Below are 20,092 nucleotides of genomic sequence, written 5' to 3' on the forward strand. Positions count from 1 at the left end.
GGTCCCCTCTGTCAGGTCGCCCGGTCACCGGGACGCCAGTTCGTGCCGCAACTGCTCGCCGAGCAGCCGTAGCGTCGGATGGTCGAAGACGAACGTCGCCGGCAGCCGCAGTCCGGTGCGCGCCGCCAACCGGTCCCGGAGTTCCACCGCGGTCAGTGAGTCGAAGCCGATGTCGGTGAACACCAGCTCCGGGTCAAGGGCCGTCGGCGAGGAGTGGCCCAGCACCTGGGCCGCCTCGGCGCGCACCAGCTCGAGGAGGATCTCGTCCTGTTCCGGTTCCGTCGCGGCGGCCAGGCGCGCCGCGAACGTCTCGGTGTCCGCCTCGGCGCCGGCGGCCCGGCGGGGGCGGCGCACCAGGCCCCGCAGCACGGGCGCGACCTGGCCGGCGGCCGCCCGGTCGGCCAGGGTGGCGAAGTCCAGGCGCATCGGAAGTACCACGGGTTCGTCCAGCCGCAGGGCCACGTCGAACAGGGCCAGGCCCTCCTCGGGGCTGAGCCCCGTCGCGCCGCCCCGGCCGAGTCGATGGCGGTCGACGTCGCTGAGACCGGCCGTCATACCGTCGGTCTGCGTCCACAGGCCCCAGGCCATCGACACCGCCGGAAGTCCCTCGGCCCGCCGGCGCAACGCCAGCGCGTCGAGGTAGGAGTTGGCGGCGGCGTAGTTGCCCTGGCCCGGATTTCCGAACACGCCCGCGCCGGAGGAGAACAGCACGAACGCCGTGAGGTTCAGGTCCCGGGTCAGCTCGTGGAGGTTCACCGCGGCGTCGATCTTCGGCCGGAACACGGTGTCCAGGCGCTCGGGCGTCATGGCCGTGGTGACGCCGTCGTCGAGCACGGCGGCCGTGTGCACGACGGCGGTGAGCGGCGCATCGTCCGGGACCGACGCCAGCAGCGCGGCCAGCTGGTCCCGGTCGGCCACGTCGCAGGCGGCGATGCGGACCTTCGCGCCGAGCGCGGTCAGCTCCGCCGTCAGGTCCGTGGCCCGGTCGGCGTCGGGGCCGCGCCGGCCGGCCAGTACGAGGCTGCGTACCCCGTGCACGGCGACCAGGTGCCGGGCGACCGCCGAGCCGAGCGCGCCGGTGCCGCCGGTGATCAGCACCGTGCCGGCGGGGTCGATCGGGTGGGCCTGCGCCGCGGTGGCATCGGCGCGCCGTACCCGGCGGGCCAGCACCCGGTCGCCGCGGACGGCCACCTGCGGCTCGTCTGCGTCGATCAGCGCCGGCAGCACCGCGTTCACCGGTTGCCCGCTGTCGACGAGGAGGATCCGGCCGGGGTTCTCGGCCTGCGCGGAGCCGACCAGACCCCACACCGCCGCCTGCGCCGGATCGGGCTGCTCCGTGGCGACGGCGCCGTCGGTCCACACAACCAGGCGGGTGCTCTCCAGGGCCGGTTCCGTCAGCACCGCCCGCAGGATCGCGAGCACGTGTTCGGTGACCTCCCGGACGTCGCCGACGGGCACGTCGAGCAGCAGCGTGCCGGTCCCGTCCTGGCTCCCCTCCTCGGCCCGGCTCCGCACTTCTTCCACGGTGGACACCGGGATCGGGGAGACGGCCGGGCGGTCGGCCGGCGCCGGGACCTCCGTCCAGCCGTCGAGGAACACCCGGTCGGCGACCGGGCCGGCGGCGAGCTGCTCGGGGTCGACCGGTCGGGAGACCAGCGACCGTACGGAGGCGACCGGGGCACCGGTGGCGTCGGCCAACTGCACGGTGATCGCGTTCTCGGTATCCGGGGCGATGCACACCCGCAGCGTCGACGCACCGCCGGCGTGGAGTTCCATGCCCCGGTAGGCGAACGGCAGCAGCAGAGGCACATCAGCGTCGCGGTCCCGGAACGCCGACGCGTGCAGGGCGGCGTCGAGCAGCGCCGGGTGCAGGCCGAATCGCGCCGCGTCGGCCCGTGGCCCGTCCGGCAGCGCCACCTCGGCGTACACCGTGTCGCCGAGTGTCCATGCCGCCCGCAGGCCCTGGAACGACGGCCCGTAGCGGTACCCGGCACCCGCGAGGTCCCCGTAGAGGCGGGCGATCCGGTCGGCGTCGACCGGCTCCGCGCCGGCCGGTGGCCACTGGGCCAGGGAGAAGACGGCCGGCGCGAGCGGCGGCGCGAGGGTGCCGCCGACGTGCCTGGTCCAGGCGGCACCGGGCCCGGCATCGACGGCACGGCCGTGCACCGCCACCGTGCGCCGGCCGTCCCCGTCCGGCTCCCCCACCTGTACCTGGAGGTGCACGTCCCGATCGGTCAGCAGCAGCGGAGCCTCGAACACCAGCTCGTCGACGACGCCGCAGCCGACCTCGTCGCCGGCCCGGATCGCCAGTTCCACGAACGCGGCGCCCGGCAGCAGGGCCGTCCCGGCGGCGACGTGGTCGGCCAGCCACGGCTGTCTCCGCAGGGACAGCGTCGACGTGAACACGACGCCGCCGGAGCCGGGCAGCTCCACCATCGCCCCGAGCAGCGGATGGTCGGCGTCGGCCAGCCCGGCCGACGCGACGTCCACCGGCCGGCCGGTGTCGAGGAGCCAGTAGTGCTCGTGCTGGAACGCGTAGGTGGGCAGTTCGACCGGTGGCGCGGTCGGGCCGTCCAGCCACGTCGACCAGTCCACCGGCACGCCGCGTGTGTGGGCGGTGGCCAGCGCGGTGAAGATCGACCGCCCCTCGCCCTCGTCCCGGCGCAGGCTCGGTACGAACGCGACCCGGCCGCCGTCGTCGAGGCAGGCCCGGCCCATCGCGGACACCGTGCCGTCCGGCCCCAGCTCCAGCACCGTCCGCACGCCGTGTCCGGCCAAGGCGTCCACGCAGTCGGCGAACCTGACCGTGGCCCGGACGTGCTCCACCCAGTAGTCGGGCGAGGTCAGCCGGCCGGCGGTCGCGATCCGGCCGGTCACGTCGGACACCACGGGCAACTGCGGCTCGTGGTACGTCAGGGTGGCCAGCACGGCCCGGAAGTCGGCGAGCATGTCCTCCATCCGCGCCGAGTGGAAGGCGCGGCCGGCCTCCAGCCGCTTGGTGCGGACGCCGTCCGCCGCCAACGCCGCGGCGACGGCCAGCACCGCGTCCTCGTCGCCGGACAGCACCACCGACGCCGGACCGTTCACGGCGGCGATGTCGACACCCGGCCCGAGCAGCGGCCGGACCCGGTGCTCGCTCGCCGCCACGGACACCATCGCGCCGCCGTCCGGAAGTGCCTGCATCAACCGGCCGCGGGCGGCCACCAGCGCCGCCGCGTCCGGCAGCGTGAACACCCCCGCCACATGCGCGGCGACGACCTCGCCGACGGAGTGCCCGGCCACGATGTCGGGCCGCACGCCCCACGACTCCCACAGGCGGAACAGGCCGACGCCCAGGGCGAACAGTCCGGCCTGGGCATAGACGGTCTCCCGGAGGTTCCTGGCCGCCGCCGGGGACTCGCCGAGCACGGTGTCCCGCACCGCGTGCGAGACATGACCGCGGAGATGCCGGTCCAGTTCGGCGCAGGCCTCCTCGAAGGCGTCCCGGAACACCGGGAACCGGCTGAACAGCTCGCGGCCCATGCCCACCCGCTGGCTGCCCTGGCCCGGGAAGACCATGGCCAGGCGGCCGGCCCCGGAGGCGTTGCCCACCACGACGCCGTCGCCCAGGGTGCGCAGCCCGGCCACGGCGGCGGCCCGGTCGGCGGCCAGCACGACAGCCCGGTCCGGCAGGGCGGTCCGGTTGGCGGCCAGCGCGCGGGCCACCGCCGGCGACTCGAGGTCCGGCTCGGCGTCCAGCCAGGCCGCAAGGCGTCGCGCCTGCGCGGCCAGGGCGGCCTTCCCGCGCGCCGACACCAGCAGCGGGACCGGGAGTTCGGCGTCGAGCAGCGTCACCTTCGCCGGCGGCAGGGTGTCGGCCTGTTCGAGGATCACGTGGGCGTTGGTGCCGCTGACCCCGAACGCCGACACACCGGCGCGGCGCGGCCGGTCCAGCTCCGGCCAGTCCTGTCGGGAGGTCAGCAGCTCCACGGCGCCCGCCGACCAGTCCACCTGTGGCGTCGGCTCGTCCACGTGCAGGGTTCGGGGCAGCACGCCGTGCCGCAGCGCCATCACCGTCTTGATCACGCCGGCGACACCGGCCGCCGCCTGGGCGTGACCGATGTTCGACTTCAACGACCCCAACCACAGCGGCCGTTCCCGGCCCTGACCGTACGTGGCCAGGATCGCCTGTGCCTCGATGGGATCGCCCAACACGGTACCGGTGCCGTGCGCCTCGACCGCGTCGACGTCGGAAGCGGACAGCCGGGCATCGGCCAGCGCGCGCCGGATCACCCGCTGCTGCGACGGACCGTTCGGTGCGGTCAGGCCGTTGGACGCGCCGTCCTGGTTGACCGCGGTGCCCCGAACGACGGCCAGCACGCGGTGGCCCAGCCGCTCGGCGTCCGACAGTCGCTCCACCATGAGCACGCCGGCGCCTTCCGACCAGCCGGTGCCGTCCGCGGAAGCGGCGAACGACTTGCAGCGGCCGTCCGCGGACATGCCGCGTTGCCGGGAGAAGCCGACGAAGATACCGGGCGTGGTCATGACCGTGACACCGCCGGCCAGTGCCATCGAACACTCGCCGTTGCGCAGCGCCTGCACCGCCAGATGCAGGGCCACCAACGACGACGAACACGCCGTGTCCACCGCCACCGACGGCCCCTCGAACCCCAACGTGTACGACACCCGCCCGGACAGCACGCTGGCGGAGGTGCCGAACGCCAGGATCCCCTCCAGCTCCTCGGGAACGTTCCGCACGTCAGCGGCATAGTTGTGGTAGGTGACGCCGGTGAAGACGCCGACGTCCTTGCCGCGCAGGTCGGCCGGGTCGAGGCCGCCGCGTTCCATCGCCTCCCACGAGATCTCCAGCATCAGGCGCTGCTGCGGATCCATGGCCAACGCCTCGCGCGGTGAGATCCCGAAGAAGTCGGCGTCGAACTGCCCCGCGTCGTGCACGAAGCCGCCGTGCCGGCTGTAGCTGGTGCCGGGGTGGTCGGGATCGGGGTGGAACAGGTTGTCCAGGTCCCAGCCGCGGTCGGTGGGGAACCCGCTGATTCCCTCCCGGCCGTCGAGCACCAGGTCCCACAGTTGCTCCGGCGACTCGACGCCGCCGGGCAGCCTGCAGGCCATGCCCACGATCGCGATCGGCTCGTCGTTGCGGACCGCGCCGGCGGTGCCGGCCGTGGCTGCGGTGACGGCGGTGGTCGTCGGCAGGTCGTCGGCCAGCCGCTCCAGCAGGTGGTCGGCCAGGCCCTCCGGAGTCGGGTAGTCGAACAGCAGGGTCACCGGCAGCTCCGTGCCGCTGCGGGCGGCCAGTCGGTTGCGCAGCTCGACCGCGGTCGTGGAGTCGAAGCCGATCTGGTTGAACGCCAGGTCGGGCTCCACGGCGTCGAGGGTCTCGTGGCCCAGCACCACCGCCGTCTCCGCGCGGACGAGGTCGAGCAGCACGGCCCGCCGCTGGGCGGGGCTGACCGCGGCCAGGCGCGCCGCGAGGCCGTCGGTGTCCACCGGCTCGGCCGGCAGGTGGACGGTGTTCCGGGAGGCGCCGGCGACCTGGTAGTTGCCGGCGAGCCAGAAGTGCCGGTGGCGGAAGTTGTAGGTGGGCAGCCCGATCGGCTGCGCCGGACCACCGCCCAGCACCGTGCCCCAGTCCACGGCGGCCGCGGCGGCGTGCAGCGCCGCCATCGCGGTCAGCACCCGCTGGGCGCCGCCCTCGTCCCGGCGCAGCGTGCCGGTCGCCGTCACGGTGACGCCGGCCTGCTGGGCGGTCTCCTCGACGGCGGGCACCAGCACCGGATGGGGACTGACCTCGACGAACGCGCCCATGCCGTCGTCGATCAGCCTGCGTGTGACGGCTTCGAACTGGACGGTGCCGCGCAGATTGCCGTACCAGTAGTCGCCGTCGAGTGCGGCGGTGTCCAGCCGGTCGGCGTACAGCGTGGAGTAGAACGGGATCTGAGACGTCGTCGGCCGCAGCCCGGCCAGCGACCGGGCCAGCTCCGCCTCGATCGCCTCCACCTGCGCGGTGTGCGAGGCGTAGTCCACGTCGATACGGCGGGCGCGCAGCCCAGCGCGCTCGGCTTCCTCGATCAGCTCGGTCAACGCCGCCGGCTCACCGGCGACCACGGTCGAGGCGGGGCCGTTCACGGCGGCCAGCTCGATCCGGCCCGCCCAGCGTCCGATCAGAGCGCGGGCCTCGTCGACGGGCGTGCCGAGCGACACCATGCCGCCCCGGCCGGACAGTCCGGCGGCGATCGCCTTGCTGCGCAACGCCACCACCCTGGCGGCGTCGGCCAGGGACAGGCCGCCGGCGACGCAGGCGGCGGCGATCTCCCCCTGCGAGTGACCGACGACGGCGGCCGGCGTCACGCCGGCGGCCCGCCAGAGCGCGGCCAGCGACACCATCATCGCGAACGACGCCGGCTGCACGACGTCCACCCGGTCCAGGGAAGGCGCGCCGGGTGCGCCGGCGAGGACGTCGAGCAGGGACCAGCCGGTCACCGGGTCCAGCGCCTCGGCGCAGTCCCGCATCCGATCGGCGAACACCGGCGATTCGGCCAGCAGCGCCGTGCCCATGCCGATCCACTGCGACCCCTGGCCCGGGAACACGAACACGACCCGCTCGGTGGCGTCGGCGCGCCCGGTGACCACGTTCGGAGTCGGTTCGCCGGCCGCCAGCGCCCGCAGCCGGACCAGCGCGTCGGCGTGGTCGGTGGCCAGCACGACGGCCCGGTTCGGCAGCGCGGCGCGGGTCGTGGCCAGTGCGCGGGCCACCTCGGTCAGGTCCAGGCCCGGCCGGTCGGCCAGAAAGGTGTGGAGCCGTTCGGCCTGGCCGGCGAGGCCGGCGCCGCCGCGCCCGGACAGCACCAGCGGGACGTGCGCGCCGGTCAGCACCGGTGGCCCCGGCACCGAAGCCGCTTCGGCCGCCGGCGGTTCCTCGATGATCACGTGGGCGTTGGTGCCGCTCACGCCGAAGCCGGAGATGCCGGCCCGGCGCGGCCGGTCCGCCGCCGGCCAGTCCCGTTGCGCGGTCAGCAACTCCACCGCGCCCGCCGACCAGTCAACCTCGGGCGTCGGTGCATCGACGTGCAGGGTCTGCGGCAGCACGCCGTGCTGCAACGCCAGCACCATTTTGATCACGCCGGCGACACCGGCCGCCGCCTGGGCGTGACCGATGTTCGACTTCAACGACCCCAACCACAACGGCCGTTCCCGGCCCTGGCCGTAGGTGGCGATCAGGGCCTGCGCCTCGATCGGATCGCCCAGCACCGTGCCGGTGCCATGTGCCTCGACCGCGTCGATGTCCGCAGTGGAGAGCCGGGCGTTGGCCAGCGCCTGGCGGATCACCCGCTGCTGGGACGGGCCGCTCGGTGCGGTCAGGCCGTTGGAGGCGCCGTCCTGGTTCACCGCCGTGCCGCGAACGACGGCCAGCACGCGGTGGCCGAGCCGCTCGGCGTCGGAGAGCCGCTCCACGAGCAGCACGCCCGCGCCTTCGGACCACCCGGCGCCGTCGGCCGCCGCCGCGAAGGACTTGCACCGGCCGTCCTCGGACATGCCGCGCATCCGGGAGAAGCCGACGAACACCCCTGGGTTCGGCATCACGGTCACACCACCGGCCAGCGCCATCGAGCACTCGCCGTTGCGCAGCGCCTGCACCGCCAGATGCAAGGCGACCAACGACGACGAACACGCCGTGTCCACCGCAACCGACGGCCCCTCGAACCCCAGCACATAGGACACCCGCCCGGACAGCACACTCGCGGAGACCCCGGTGCCCATCACCGATTCCAGTTCCTCGGGCACCGGCTGGAGCCCGCCGGCGTAGCTGTGGTGGGTGACGCCGGTGAACACGCCGACATCGGAGCCCCGCAGGGACAACGGGTCGACGCCGGCGTGCTCGAACGCCTCCCAGGAGATCTCCAGCATCAGGCGCTGCTGCGGGTCCATGGCCAACGCCTCGCGCGGCGATATCCCGAAGAACGCGGCGTCGAACTCGCCCGCCTCGTGCAGGAAGCCGCCGGCCCGCGCGTAACTGGTGCCTGGGTGTTCCGGGTCCGGATGGAACAGGTTCTCCAGGTCCCAGCCGCGGTCGGTGGGGAACTCCGAGATCCCCTCCCCGCCGCCGGCGACCATCTCCCACAGCTGTTCCGGCGAGCCGACGCCGCCGGGCAGCCGGCAGGCCATGCCCACGATCGCGATCGGGGCGGTGCTCGCGGCGCGGATGCGCAGGTTCTCCCGTTCCAGCCGGTCGTTCTCGATCAGGGAGGCCCGCAGCGCCTCCACGACCTTGGCGTCCGTCGTCTGTGTCATTTCCCCGCCTTGCTCATCGCCCTGGCCACCAGGTCGTCCACGTCCATGCCGGCGAGTGCCTCGGCGGCACCGCCCACCGGTTCCTCGGCCACCTCGCCCAGCAGCGGCCGGACGGCGTCGAGCACGCCCAGCTCCCGCAGCCGGTCCAGCGGAGCCGTCGCCAGCACCCGGCGCAGGTCCGCCTCCGCCACCCCGGTCCCGTCGCCGTCCGGCGCGGGCTCCCCGTCCGGACACAGCACCGACCGCAGGTAGCGGGCCAGTGCCGTCGGCGTCGGGTTGTCGAAGGTCAGCGTCGCCGGCAGCCGGACGCCGCTCCGGTTGGCCAGCCGGTTGCGCAGCTCCACCGATGTCAGCGAGTCGAAGCCGACCTCCTTGAACGCCAGGTCGGGCCGCACTGTCGCGGCCGAGGAGTGGCCGAGCACAGCCGCCGCCTCCTGGCGCACCAGGTCGAGCAGGATCTGCTCCCGGTCCGCGGCGCCGGCCCGGGCCAGCCGCTCGGCCAGTGCGTCCGCCCCGCCTCCGGACTGCGCGGTCCGCCGGCCCTGTCGGACGAGGCGACGCAGCAGCGGCGGCACAGAGCCGTCCGCCGCCTCGGCCCGCAGCGCCGCGAAGTCGAGTTTCATCGGCAGCACCACGGACTGCGGCGCGTGCAGGGTGGCGTCGAACAGCGCCATGCCCTCCTCGGCCGACAGGCCGGTGACGCCACCGCGGGCCATCCGCCTGTGGTCGACCTCGCCGAGGTGCGCTGCCGCGCCGGCGGACACACTCTGCGCCCACAGACCCCAGGCCAGCGACACGGCCGGCAGCCCCTGGGCGCGCCGCCACTCGGCGAACGCGTCCAGGAAGGCGTTGGCCGCCGCGTAGTTGCCCTGGCCGGCGTTGCCGAAGACGCCGGCCCCGGAGGAGAACAGCACGAAGGCGGCCAGGTCCAGGTCCTTGGTCAGCTCGTGCAGGTGGACCGCCGCATCGATCTTCGGCCGCAGCACGTCGGCCAGCCGCTCCGGCGTCAGCGACATCACCACCCCGTCATCGAGTACGACGGCCGCGTGCAGCACCGCCGTCAGCGGGGCCTTCTCGGGGATCGACGCCAGCACCTCGGCCAGCGCCGACCGGTCGGCGCTGTCGCATGCCACGATCCGCACCCGCGCGCCGAGCTCGGTCAGCTCCGCCCGCAGCTCGGCGGCTCCCGCGGCCTGCGGTCCGCGCCGGCCGGTCAGCACCAGGTTGCGCACGCCGTGCACGCGGACCAGGTGCCGGGCCAGCATCGTGCCCAGGGTGCCGGTGCCGCCGGTGACCAGGACCGTGCCGTCGGGGTCGAGGTCCCTCGGCACCGTGAACACGTTCTTGCCGACGTGCAGGGCCTGCGCCATGTGCCGGAAGGCGGCCGGCGCCTGCCGGATGTCCCACGTGGTCACCGGCAGCGGCGTGAGCACGCCCCGGTCGAACAGCTCCAGCAGTTCCTCCAGCAGCTGCCGCAGACGGGCGCCGCGGGCCTCCGCGATGTCGAAGACCCGGTACGTCACACCCGGATACCGTGCGGCGACGGCCTCCGGGTCGCGGGCGTCGTTCTTGCCCATCTCCAGGAACCGGCCGCCGCGGGGCAGCAGTCGTAGCGAGGCGTCCACGAACTCGCCGGTGAGTGCGTCCAGCACCACGTCGAAGCCCCGGCCGTCGGTCATGTCCAGGAACTGCTGCTCGAAGTCCAGGGTGCGGGAGTTGGCCAGGCGGCCCGCAGGCACGCCGGCCGCGAGCGCAGCCGGCCACTTGCCCGGACTGGCGGTGCCGTAGACCTCCGCGCCGAAGTGGTGGGCCAGCTGGACCGCGGCCATGCCGACGCCGCCGGCGGCGGCGTGCACCAGCACCGACTGGCCGGGGCGCAGGTCGATCAGGTCCTTGAACGCGTAGTACGCCGTCAGGTAGACGGCCGGCACCGCGGCGGCCTGTTCGAAGGTCCAGCCGGCGGGCATCCGGGCCAGCGCGAACCGCTCGGCCACCGCGACCGGACCGCCCGCCCCCGGGAACACGCCCATCACCCGGTCGCCGGGGGCGAGGTCGTCCACGCCGGGGCCGACCTCGGTGACCACACCGGAGCCTTCGTGGCAGATGTCGATCGTGCCGGGGAACATCCCCAGCGCCATCAGCACGTCACGGAAGTTCATGCCGGCGGCGCGGACCGCCACCCGCACCTGGCCCTCCTCCAGCGGGCGCGCGGCCTCCGGCGCGGGCACCAGCGCGAGGCCTTCCAGCGTGCCCATGGCGCGGGTGTCCAGCCGCCAGGTCGGCTCGCCTGCCGGCGGGACCAGGGTGCCGGCGGCGTCGGCGCGGATCAGGCGGCGCAGGAAGCACGCCCCGTCCCGCACGGCGAACTGCGGTTCGTCCACGTCCAGGAGAGTCGGCAGCACGGAGTCCGACGCCGGCGAGCCGTCGGAGTCGACCAGCACGATCCGGCCCGGGTGCTCCGACTGCGCGGCGCCGACCAGGCCCCACACCGCCGCCACCGCCGGATCCGGCGTCTCGCCGTCCCGGATCTTCACACCCCGGCTCGTGCGGACCACCAGACGGCTGTCGGCCAACGCCGGGTTGGCCAGCCACGTCTGCAGCACCGCCAGTACCCGGGTGGTGAGGTCGCGAGCCGCCTCGGCCGCGGTGCCGGGCGCCGTGGGCACGTCGTAGAGCAGCACGTCGCCGCCGGTCAGCGCGGTCAGGTCCGCGGTGGCCGTCACCGGGGTGGGCCGGGTCGCCGCGGTGGCGGCCGGGGCGTACTCCTCCCAGTCGACCAGGAACACCTGGTCACCGGTTGGGCCGCCACCGAGCCGGGCCGGTTCCACCACCCTCGACAGCAGCGAGGACACCGATGCCACCGGGGCCCCGGAGCCGTCCGCCGCCTGTACGCGGATCGAGTCGGCGCCGGCGGGGCTGATGCGCACCCGCAGCGCCGACGCACCGTTCGCGTGCAGGGCCACGCCCCGGTAGGCGAACGGCAGTGCCAGCTTCGGCTCGTCGCCGGCGGCGAACACTCCGGCGTGCAGGGCCGCGTCCAGCAGCGCCGGGTGCAGCCCGAACCGCGCGGCGTCGGCCTGCTGTTCCTCGGGCAACTCGACCTCGGCATAGATGTCGTCACCGGCCAGCCAGACGGCGCGCAGGCCGCGGAACGCCGGGCCGTAGCCGAATCCGGCGGCTGCCAGCCGGTCGTAGAAGCCGGCCAGGCGGTCCTCGTCGACCTGGGTCGCCCCGGTGGGCGGCCAGTGTGTGAACGAGAAGTCGGCGGCCGGCGGGGAAGCCGTCAGGGTGCCGTGCACGTGCCGGGTCCACGGCGCACCGGGGCCGGCGTCCTCGGCACGGGCGTACACGTTCACCGGCCGGAACCCGGAGTCGTCCGCCTCACCGATGGTGATCCGCAGCTGCACCGCGCCGGTCGGCGGCAGTGCCAGCGGGGTCTCCACGATCAGTTCCTCGACGGCGCCGCACTCCACCTCGTCGCCGGCGCGCACCACCAACTCCACAAATGCCGCGCCGGGCAGCAACACCGTGCCCGCCGCGGCGTGATCCGCCAGCCACGGCTGCGACCGCAGCGACAGCCTCGATGTCACCAGCACCCCGCCGGACTCGGGCAGCTCGGCCACCGCTCCCAGCAACGGGTGCTCGGCGCCGCTGAGGCCGAGGCCACCGGCATCGCCGGTCGTGTCGCTGGTGGCCAGCCAGTAACGCTGCTGCTGGAACGGGTAGGTCGGCAGCTCGACATGCGCCGGGCGGTCGGCGTCGAACAGCGTGGACCAGTCCACCGGCAGGCCGCGCACGAAGCCTTCGGCCATGGAGGTGAGGAACCGTCGGGGGCCGCCGTCGTCGCGGCGCAGCGAGCCGACGGCGACGATGTCCGCGCCGACCGCCTCCGCGGTCTCCTGCACCGGCACGGTGAGCACGGGATGCGCGCTGAGCTCCACGAAGAACGCGTAGCCGTCGGCGATCAGGTTGCGTACGGCCGTTTCCAGGTCGACCGGCTCGCGGGCGTTGCGGTACCAGTACTCCGCGTCCATGCCGGTGGTGTCGATCTTCGTGCCGCTGACCGACGAGTAGAACGGCACCCGTGCGGCCCTCGGAGTGACGTCGGCGAACATCGCCAGCAGCCGGTCACGCAGCGGTTCGATCTGCGCGCAGTGCGACGCCACCGACGAGCCGACGATCTGGGTGCGGATGCCGTCGGCCTGGCAGGCGGCGACGAGCTCGTGCAGCGCCTCGGTCTCGCCGACCACGGTGACCGCCCGGGGCGAGTTGCGGCCGGCGACGGACACCCGGTCGGCCCACTGCGCCAGCCGGGCCTCGACGTCGGCCGCGGAGGTGCCGATCCATGCCATCGCGCCCTTGCCGAGCAGTTCCTCGGCCAGCAGGGCGCTGCGGGCCACGATGACGCGGGCGCCGTCGGACAGCGACAGCGCGCCGGACACGACGGCGGCGGCGATCTCGCCCTGGCTGTGCCCGACCACCGCGGCCGGCCGCACGCCGACGTGCTGCCACAGGGCGGCCAGCGACACGTGCACGGAGAACAGCGACGGCTGCACGACCTCGATGCGGGTCGGGTCGGGAGCGGCCGGATCCTGGCGGATCACGTCGATCACCGACCAGTCCACGTAGTCGCGCAGCACCTCGTCGCATTCCGTCATGGCGGCGGCGAACACCGGCGAGGACTCGAAGAGTTCGGCGGCCATGCCCAGCCACTGCGAGCCCTGCCCGGGGAAGACGAACGCCACTTCGCCGGTGACGAGCGGTCCCTCGCCGCGGACGACGCCGGCGGCGGACCGGTCGTCGGCCAGCGCGGTGAGCCCGTCCACGGCGTCCGCGGCGAGCACCACGGCCCGGTCCGGGAGCACCGCGCGGTTCCGGACCAGCGCATGGGCGACATCGCCGACCGCAGTCTCCGGCCGGTCGGCCAGCAGAGCGGCCAGCTGCCGGGCCTGGGCGGCGCGTCCGGCCGTGCCCTGGCCGGTCACCACCAGAGGCGCGATGCCGCCGCCGACGGACGTCTCGTCGAGGGCGGCCCCGACGGGGTCGGCAACCGGCGGCGCCTGCTCGATGATCACGTGCGCGTTGGTGCCGCTGACCCCGAATCCGGACACCGCCCCGCGGCGTGGCCCGGCCGCCTCGGGCCAGTCCCGGCCGGCGGTCAGCAGCTCCACCGCGCCGGTCGACCAGTCGACCTGCCCGGTCGGTTCGGTGACGTTCAGCGTCGGCGGCAGCTGCGCGTGCCGGATCGCCTGCACCATCTTGATCACACCGGCGACGCCGGCGGCGGCCTGTGTGTGGCCGATGTTGGACTTCAACGACCCCAGCCACAGCGGGCGGTCCGCCGGCCGGCCCTGGCCGTAGGTGGCCAGCAGGGCCTGCGCCTCGATCGGGTCGCCCAACGCGGTGCCGGTGCCGTGCGCCTCCACGGCGTCCACATCGGACGGTGCGAGCCCGGCCGTCTCCAGCGCCTTCTGGATCACGCGCTGCTGTGACGGCCCGCTCGGCGCGGTCAGCCCGTTCGACGCGCCGTCCTGGTTCACCGCGGAGCCTCGTACCACCGCAAGGACCGGATGTCCCAGCCGCTCGGCCTCGGACAGCCGTTCCAGCAGCAGCACGCCGGCGCCCTCGGCCAGACCGGTGCCGTCGGCGTCGCCGGAGAAGGACTTGCACCGCCCGTCCTCGGCCATGCCGCGTTGCCGGGACACCCCGACGAACGCCCAGGAGGTGGACATCACGGTCACGCCACCTGCCAGCGCCATCGTGCACTCGCCGTCGCGCAGTGCCTGCGCCGCCAGGTGCAACGTCACCAGCGACGACGAGCAGGCTGTGTCCACCGTGACGGCCGGGCCCTCCAGTCCCAGCACGTACGACACGCGCCCGGACAGCACGCTGCCGGCACCACCGGTCACCAGGTGGCCCTCCACGCCCTCGGGCACGGTGTCCAGCCGCGCCGCGTAGTCCTGGTTGAGGGCGCCGCAGTAGACGCCGACGGCCTGGCCGCGCAACGTCGTCGGGTCGATCCCGGCCCGCTCGAACGCCTCCCAGGAGACCTCCAGCATCAACCGCTGCTGCGGGTCCATCGCCAGCGCCTCGCGCGGTGAGATCCCGAAGAAACCGGGGTCGAACCGGTCGGCGTCGTGCAGGAAGCCACCGGCCCGCACGTAGCTGGTGCCGGGGTGGTCCGGGTCGGGATGGAACAGGGTGTCCAGGTCCCAGCCGCGGTTGTCCGGGAACGCCGTGATGGCGTCCCGGCCGCCGGCGACCAGGTCCCACAGGTCCTCCGGCGAGGCGACGCCGCCGGGCAGCCGACAGGCCATGCCCACGATGGCGATCGGCTCGGAACGCTCCGCCGTCACCCGCGCCAGCCGCTGCCGGGTCTGGTGCAGGTCGGCAGTCACCCGCTTGAGGTACTTGACCAGACGCTCGTCGCCACCGGTCGTGTCCTGACTGTCCACTGCTCTGGTCACTCTCCCTCGGGGTCTTCCGGGCCGAACTCGTCGTCGATGAAGGCCAGGACGTCGGCCACGGACGCCGACTCCAGGCGGGCGGCCACGTCGCCGGACGGCTCGGGCGCGGCGGCGGCCTCGACCCGGGCCAGCAGCGCCCGCAGCCGCGGCACGAGGCCGGTGGCCGCGCCATCGGGTCCGGCGTCGGCCACCGCCGACTCCAGCCGGGCCAGTTCGGCCAGCACACGGTCGTCGTTCCGGCCGCCGCCGAGCCGGCCGCTCAGGTACTCGACCAGCGCGGACGGCGTCGGGTGGTCGAAGGTGAAGGAGGCCGGCAGCCGCAGTCCGGTGCGTGCCGCCAGCCGGTCCCGCAGCTCGACCGCGGACAGCGAGTCGAAGCCGATGTCGGTGAAGACCTGGTCCGGTGCGATCGCGGCCGGCGAGGCGTGGCCCAGCACCAACGCGGCCTCCCGGCGCACCACGTCCAGCAGCAGCTTCGGCCGGTCGGCGGCGGTGGCGGCGGCCAGGCGGGCGGCGAAGTCGTCGCCCGCCGGTGCCGTCCGTCCTCGCGGCCGGGGCACCAGGTCGCGCAGCAGGCCGGGCAGTGTGCCTGCGGATGCCTGTGCCCGCAGCGCCCCGAAGTCCACCTTCATCGGCACCAGCACGGGTTCGGCAGCGCCCAGGGCCGCGTCGAACAGCGCCATGCCCTCCGCCGCGGTCAGGGCCGCCGCGCCCCCACGGGCCAGCCGGGCCCGGTCGGTGTCGCCGAGCGCGGCCGTCATGCCGTCGTGCTGCGCCCACATGCCCCAGGCCAGGGACACGGTCGGCCGGCCGGCGGCGTGCTGCCGGCGGGCGTACGCGTCCAGGAAGGAGTTGGCCGCCGCGTAGTTGGCCTGGCCGGGGCTGCCGAACAGGCCGGCGGCCGAGGAGAACAACACCAGCTTCGCGGCCGCCGGCATGAGGTCGCGCAGGATGACGGCGGCGTCGGCCTTGGGCCGCAGTACGGTGTCCAGTCGCTCGGGTGTCATCGCCGTGACCATGCCGTCGTCCAGGACACCCGCGGTGTGTACGACGGTGGTCAGCGGCGGCTCGATGGTGGCCAGCAGTCGCGCGGTCGCCTCGCGATCCGCCACGTCACACGCCACCGCGCGGGCCGTGGCCCCGAGGGCGGCCAGCTCGGCGACGAGGTCGGCGGCCTCGCCCCGGCGGCCGGCCAGCACCACGTGCCGCACGCCGTGTTCGGTGACGAGATGGCGAGCGACGATGCCGCCGAGCGACCCGCTGCCACCGGTGATCAGCACCGTCCCGGCCGACTCCCGCATCAGCGGTTCCGCGGCCTCGGCGCGGATCAGGCGGCGGCGGTGCGCGCGGCCGGCCCTGATCGCCAGCTGCGTCTCGTCCGTACCCAGCACCGACGACGCCTCGACCGGGCCGTCGGTGTCGACCAGCACGATCCGGCCCGGGTTCTCGGTCTGTGCGGAGCCGACCAGGCCCCACACCGCGGCCTGGGCCGGATCGGGGACGTCGGCCGGGTCGACGGCGACCGCGCCGCGCGTCGTCACGATCAGGCGGGCCGAGTCGGTCAGCGGCAGCGCCAGCCACTCGGTGAGCACGGCCAGGACCTGGGCGGTCAGCTCCCGGACGTCGCCGGATTCGGGCACCGCCAGCCCGGCGAACCCGTCGCCGTCCAGCCGCCGTACGTCGGCGACGGTCGCCACCGGGACCACCGTGGTCGGCGCGGCCGGTGCGAGCTCCAGCACGGGCCAGGTCTCGCGGAACAGGCTGTCCCGCACCCGGGCGGCGCCGAGCCGACCGGTGATCGGCCGCGACAGCAGCGAGCCGATCGACGCCACCGGTATACCGTCCCCGTCGGCGAGATCCAGCCGCAGCACGTCGGGACCGCCGGCCGTGACCCGGACGCGGAGCATCGTCGCCCCCGGCGCGTACAGGGCGACGTCGCGCCATGCGAAGGGCAGCGTCGTCCGCCGGGACGAGAGGCCGGCGCGGTCGAGGAAGGCTGCGGCGTGCAGGGCGGTGTCGAGCAGGGCGGGGTGGAGCCCGAACTTCGCCGCCTGGTCGTGGTGGTCGGCCGGGAGCGACAGCTCCGCGTACACGGCGTCGTCGAGGGTCCAGACCGCACGGACGCCCTGGAAGACCGGCCCGTAGCGGTATCCGACGCTGCTCAGGTCGTCGTACAGGCCGGCCAGGTCGGCGGGATCGGCGGCGACCGCGCCGTCCGGCGGCCACTGCGCGAGCGAGAAGTCCGGGGCCGCCGCCTGCTGCCGCACGGTGCCGTGCGCGTGCCGGGTCCATGGCGCGCCGACCACGTCCGGCCGGGTGTGCACGCTGACCGGTCGACGGCCGTCGTCGTCGGCCTCCCCCACGCTCACGCGCAGCGCCAGCGCTCCCTCGAAGGGCAGCACGACCGGCGCCTCGATCACCAGTTCCTCGACCGCGCCGCAGCCGAGTTCGTCGCCGGCCCGCAGCGCGAGGTCGACCATGGCGGCGCCGGGCAGCAGGACTTCGCCGCCGACGACGTGGTCGGCCAGCCACGGCTGCGACCGCAGCGAGAGCCGGGAGGTGAACACCGCGCCGCCGGTGTCGGGCAGGTCGACGAAGGTGCCGAGCAGGGGGTGCCCGGTGGTCGGTTGTCCGCTGTGGTCGCCGGACAGCCAGAAGTTCTCGTGCTGGAAGGCATAGGTCGGCAGGCCGGTGTGGACCGGGCCGGCCCCGAGCAGCGGCGACCAGTCGACGGCGACGCCGCGCACGTGGCCGGCGGCGAGCGCCCTGAGGACATCGCCGTCGCGGTGCAGACTCGGCACGAAGGCGATCCGCTCGTCCGGCGAGCAGTCCCGGCCCAGCGCCGACAGCGCGCCGTCCGGCCCCAGTTCCAGCACCGTGCGCACCTCGCAGTCGGCCAGTGCGCCGACGCCGTCGGCGAACCGGACGGTGTCCCGCACCTGCCGCACCCAGTACTCGGCGTCGAACTCCGCCATGACCGTGCCGGTCACCGTCGACACGAACGGCAGCTGCGGCGGCGCGAAGGTCAGCCCGGACACCGCGGCCCGGAACTCCGCCAGCATCGGCTCCATCAGCGCCGAATGGAACGCGTGCGACACGGTGAGCCGCTTCGTCTTGTGACCCGCGGCCGCCAGCTCGTCCGCGACCCGGGACACCGCGTGCTCGTCACCGGAGAGCACCACCGACGACGGCCCGTTGACCGCCGCCACGTCCACACCGGGCACCAGCGCCGCCCGCACCCGTTGTTCCGGCGCGAGCACCGACACCATCACGCCGCCCGGCGGCAATGCCTCCATCAACAGGCCGCGCGCCGCCACCAGCGTGATCGCGTCGGCCAGGGACAGCACGCCGGCCGCGTGCGCCGCGGCGATCTCCCCGACCGAGTGGCCGGCGACCACGTCAGGTCGTACGCCGAACGACTCCCACAGCCGCAGCAGGCCGACGCCCAGCGCGAACAGCGACGCCTGGGCGAACACCGTCCGCTCGATCAGCTCCCCCGCGTCGCCGAACACGACGTCCCGGACGTCCGTGCCGAGTTGCCGGTCCAGCTCCACGCAGATCTCGTCGAACGTCTGCCGGAACACCGGATACCGCTCGTACAGCGCGCGGCCCATGCCGGCCCGCTGCGCTCCCTGCCCGGGGAACACCATGGCCAGCCGGCCGCGGGCGACGGCACCGGTCACGACGGCCGGATGGTCGGCACCCTGCGCCAGGGCGTCCAGAGCGGACAGCACGTCGTCGCGTCCCGGGGCCAGCACCACGGCGCGCTGCGGCAACGCCGCCCGCCCGAACGCCAGTGTCCGGGCCGCCTCGCCGGTCGGCGCCGCCGAGTCGCGCAGGAACGCCGACAGCCGGCCGGCCTGCGCCCGCAGCGCCTCGCTTCCGTGCCCGGAGAGCACCAGCGGAGTCACGTCCAGGTCGGCCGGCGGTTTCCCGGCGTCGATCGGCGGTGCCTGCTCCAGGATCACGTGTGCGTTGGTGCCGCTCACCCCGAAGCCGGACACCGCGGCCCGGCGCGGCTGCCCGGTCCCCGGCCACGGACGCTGCTCGACGGCCAGTTCCACCGCGCCGGCCGTCCAGTCCACCTGCGGCGTGGGCTCGTCCACGTGCAGGGTTCGCGGCACGATGCCGTGTCCCATGGCCAGCACCATCTTCATGACCCCGGCCACGCCGGCGGCGCCCTGTGCGTGGCCGATGTTGGACTTCACCGAGCCGAGCAGCAGCGGCCGGGCCCGGTCCTGTCCGTACGTGGCCAGGATCGCCTGTGCCTCGATGGGATCGCCCAGTGCCGTCCCGGTGCCGTGCGCCTCGACCACGTCGACGTCCGAGGGGGACAGACGTGCGTCGGCCAGCGCCCGGCGGATCACGCGCTGCTGCGACGGACCGCTCGGTGCGGTCAGCCCGTTCGACGCGCCGTCCTGGTTCACGGCCGAACCCCGCACCACCGCAAGGACGTTGTGCCCCGACCGGCGGGCGTCGGACAGCCGCTCCACCACCAGCACGCCGACGCCCTCGGCGAAGATGGTGCCGTCCGCGCCGGCCGCGAACGCCTTGCAGCGGGCGTCGGCGGCCAGCCCGCGCTGCCGGGCGAAGCCCACGAACGCCCGCGGTGTGGCCATCACGGTCACCCCGCCGGCCAACGCCATGGCGCAGTCGCCGTCCCGCAGGGCCTGCACGGCCAGGTGCAGTGCCACCAGCGAGGACGAGCACGCCGTGTCGATCGTGACGGCCGGCCCCTCCAGGCCCAGCACATAGGCGACCCGCCCGGACAGAACGCTGCCGGCGTCGGAGGTCATCATGAAACCCTGCAGGGAATCCGGTACCTCGGGCAGGCCGGTGCCGTAGTCGTGCCCGCAGTAGCCGCTGAACACTCCGACGTCCGCGCCGCTCAGCGACCGCGGGTCGAGACCGGCGCGTTCCAACGCCTCCCAGGACACTTCCAGCATCAACCGCTGCTGTGGGTCCATGGCCAACGCCTCGCGTGGCGAAATCCCGAAGAGCCCGGCGTCGAACCGACCGGCGTCGTGCAGGAAGCCGCCCTCGCGCACGTAGCTGGTGCCGGGCTGGTCGGGGTCGGCGTGGAACAGCGCGTCGAGGTCCCAGCCACGGTCCGTGGGGAATCCGCTGATGCCGTCCCGTTCGGCCGTCACCAGGTCCCAGAGGTCCTCGGGCGATGTGACGCCGCCCGGCAGCCGGCAGGCCATGCCGACGATGGCGATCGGCTCGGTGCGTTCGGCCTCCAGGTCCCGCACCCGCTTCTGCAGCCGCCGGGCGTCGGCCACGACCCGCTTCAGGTAGTCACGGAGCTTGTCGTCTGCCATGGGCGGTCCCTCTCC

Annotated in this window: 3 protein-coding genes; all 3 read right to left on the reverse strand. The window is 74.5% G+C overall.

Features of this window, described 5'->3' with window-relative positions; all coding sequences use genetic code 11:
- Positions 1-24 precede the first annotated feature (24 nt).
- Genes AB0D85_RS08075 through AB0D85_RS08085 form a run of 3 tightly spaced genes read right to left on the reverse strand, consistent with a single transcriptional unit; the run spans position 25 to position 20,077 of the window.
- Positions 25-8,289, reverse strand: a complete 8,265-nt coding sequence (locus tag AB0D85_RS08075) for a type I polyketide synthase (protein WP_362315398.1) — start codon at positions 8,287-8,289, stop codon at positions 25-27.
- Positions 8,286-14,744 (reverse strand): type I polyketide synthase, encoded by a 6,459-nt coding sequence (locus AB0D85_RS08080; RefSeq protein WP_362315401.1) that lies wholly within the window; start codon positions 14,742-14,744, stop codon positions 8,286-8,288. Before AB0D85_RS08080 ends, AB0D85_RS08075 begins: the two co-directional genes overlap by 4 nt.
- A gap of 8 nt (positions 14,745-14,752) precedes the next feature.
- Positions 14,753-20,077 (reverse strand): type I polyketide synthase, encoded by a 5,325-nt coding sequence (locus AB0D85_RS08085; RefSeq protein ID WP_362315404.1) that lies wholly within the window; start codon positions 20,075-20,077, stop codon positions 14,753-14,755.
- Positions 20,078-20,092: the final 15 nt, after the last annotated feature.

Origin of the sequence: Streptomyces sp. NPDC048277, from assembly GCF_040652235.1 — a bacterium.
Lineage (GTDB): Bacteria > Actinomycetota > Actinomycetes > Streptomycetales > Streptomycetaceae > Streptomyces.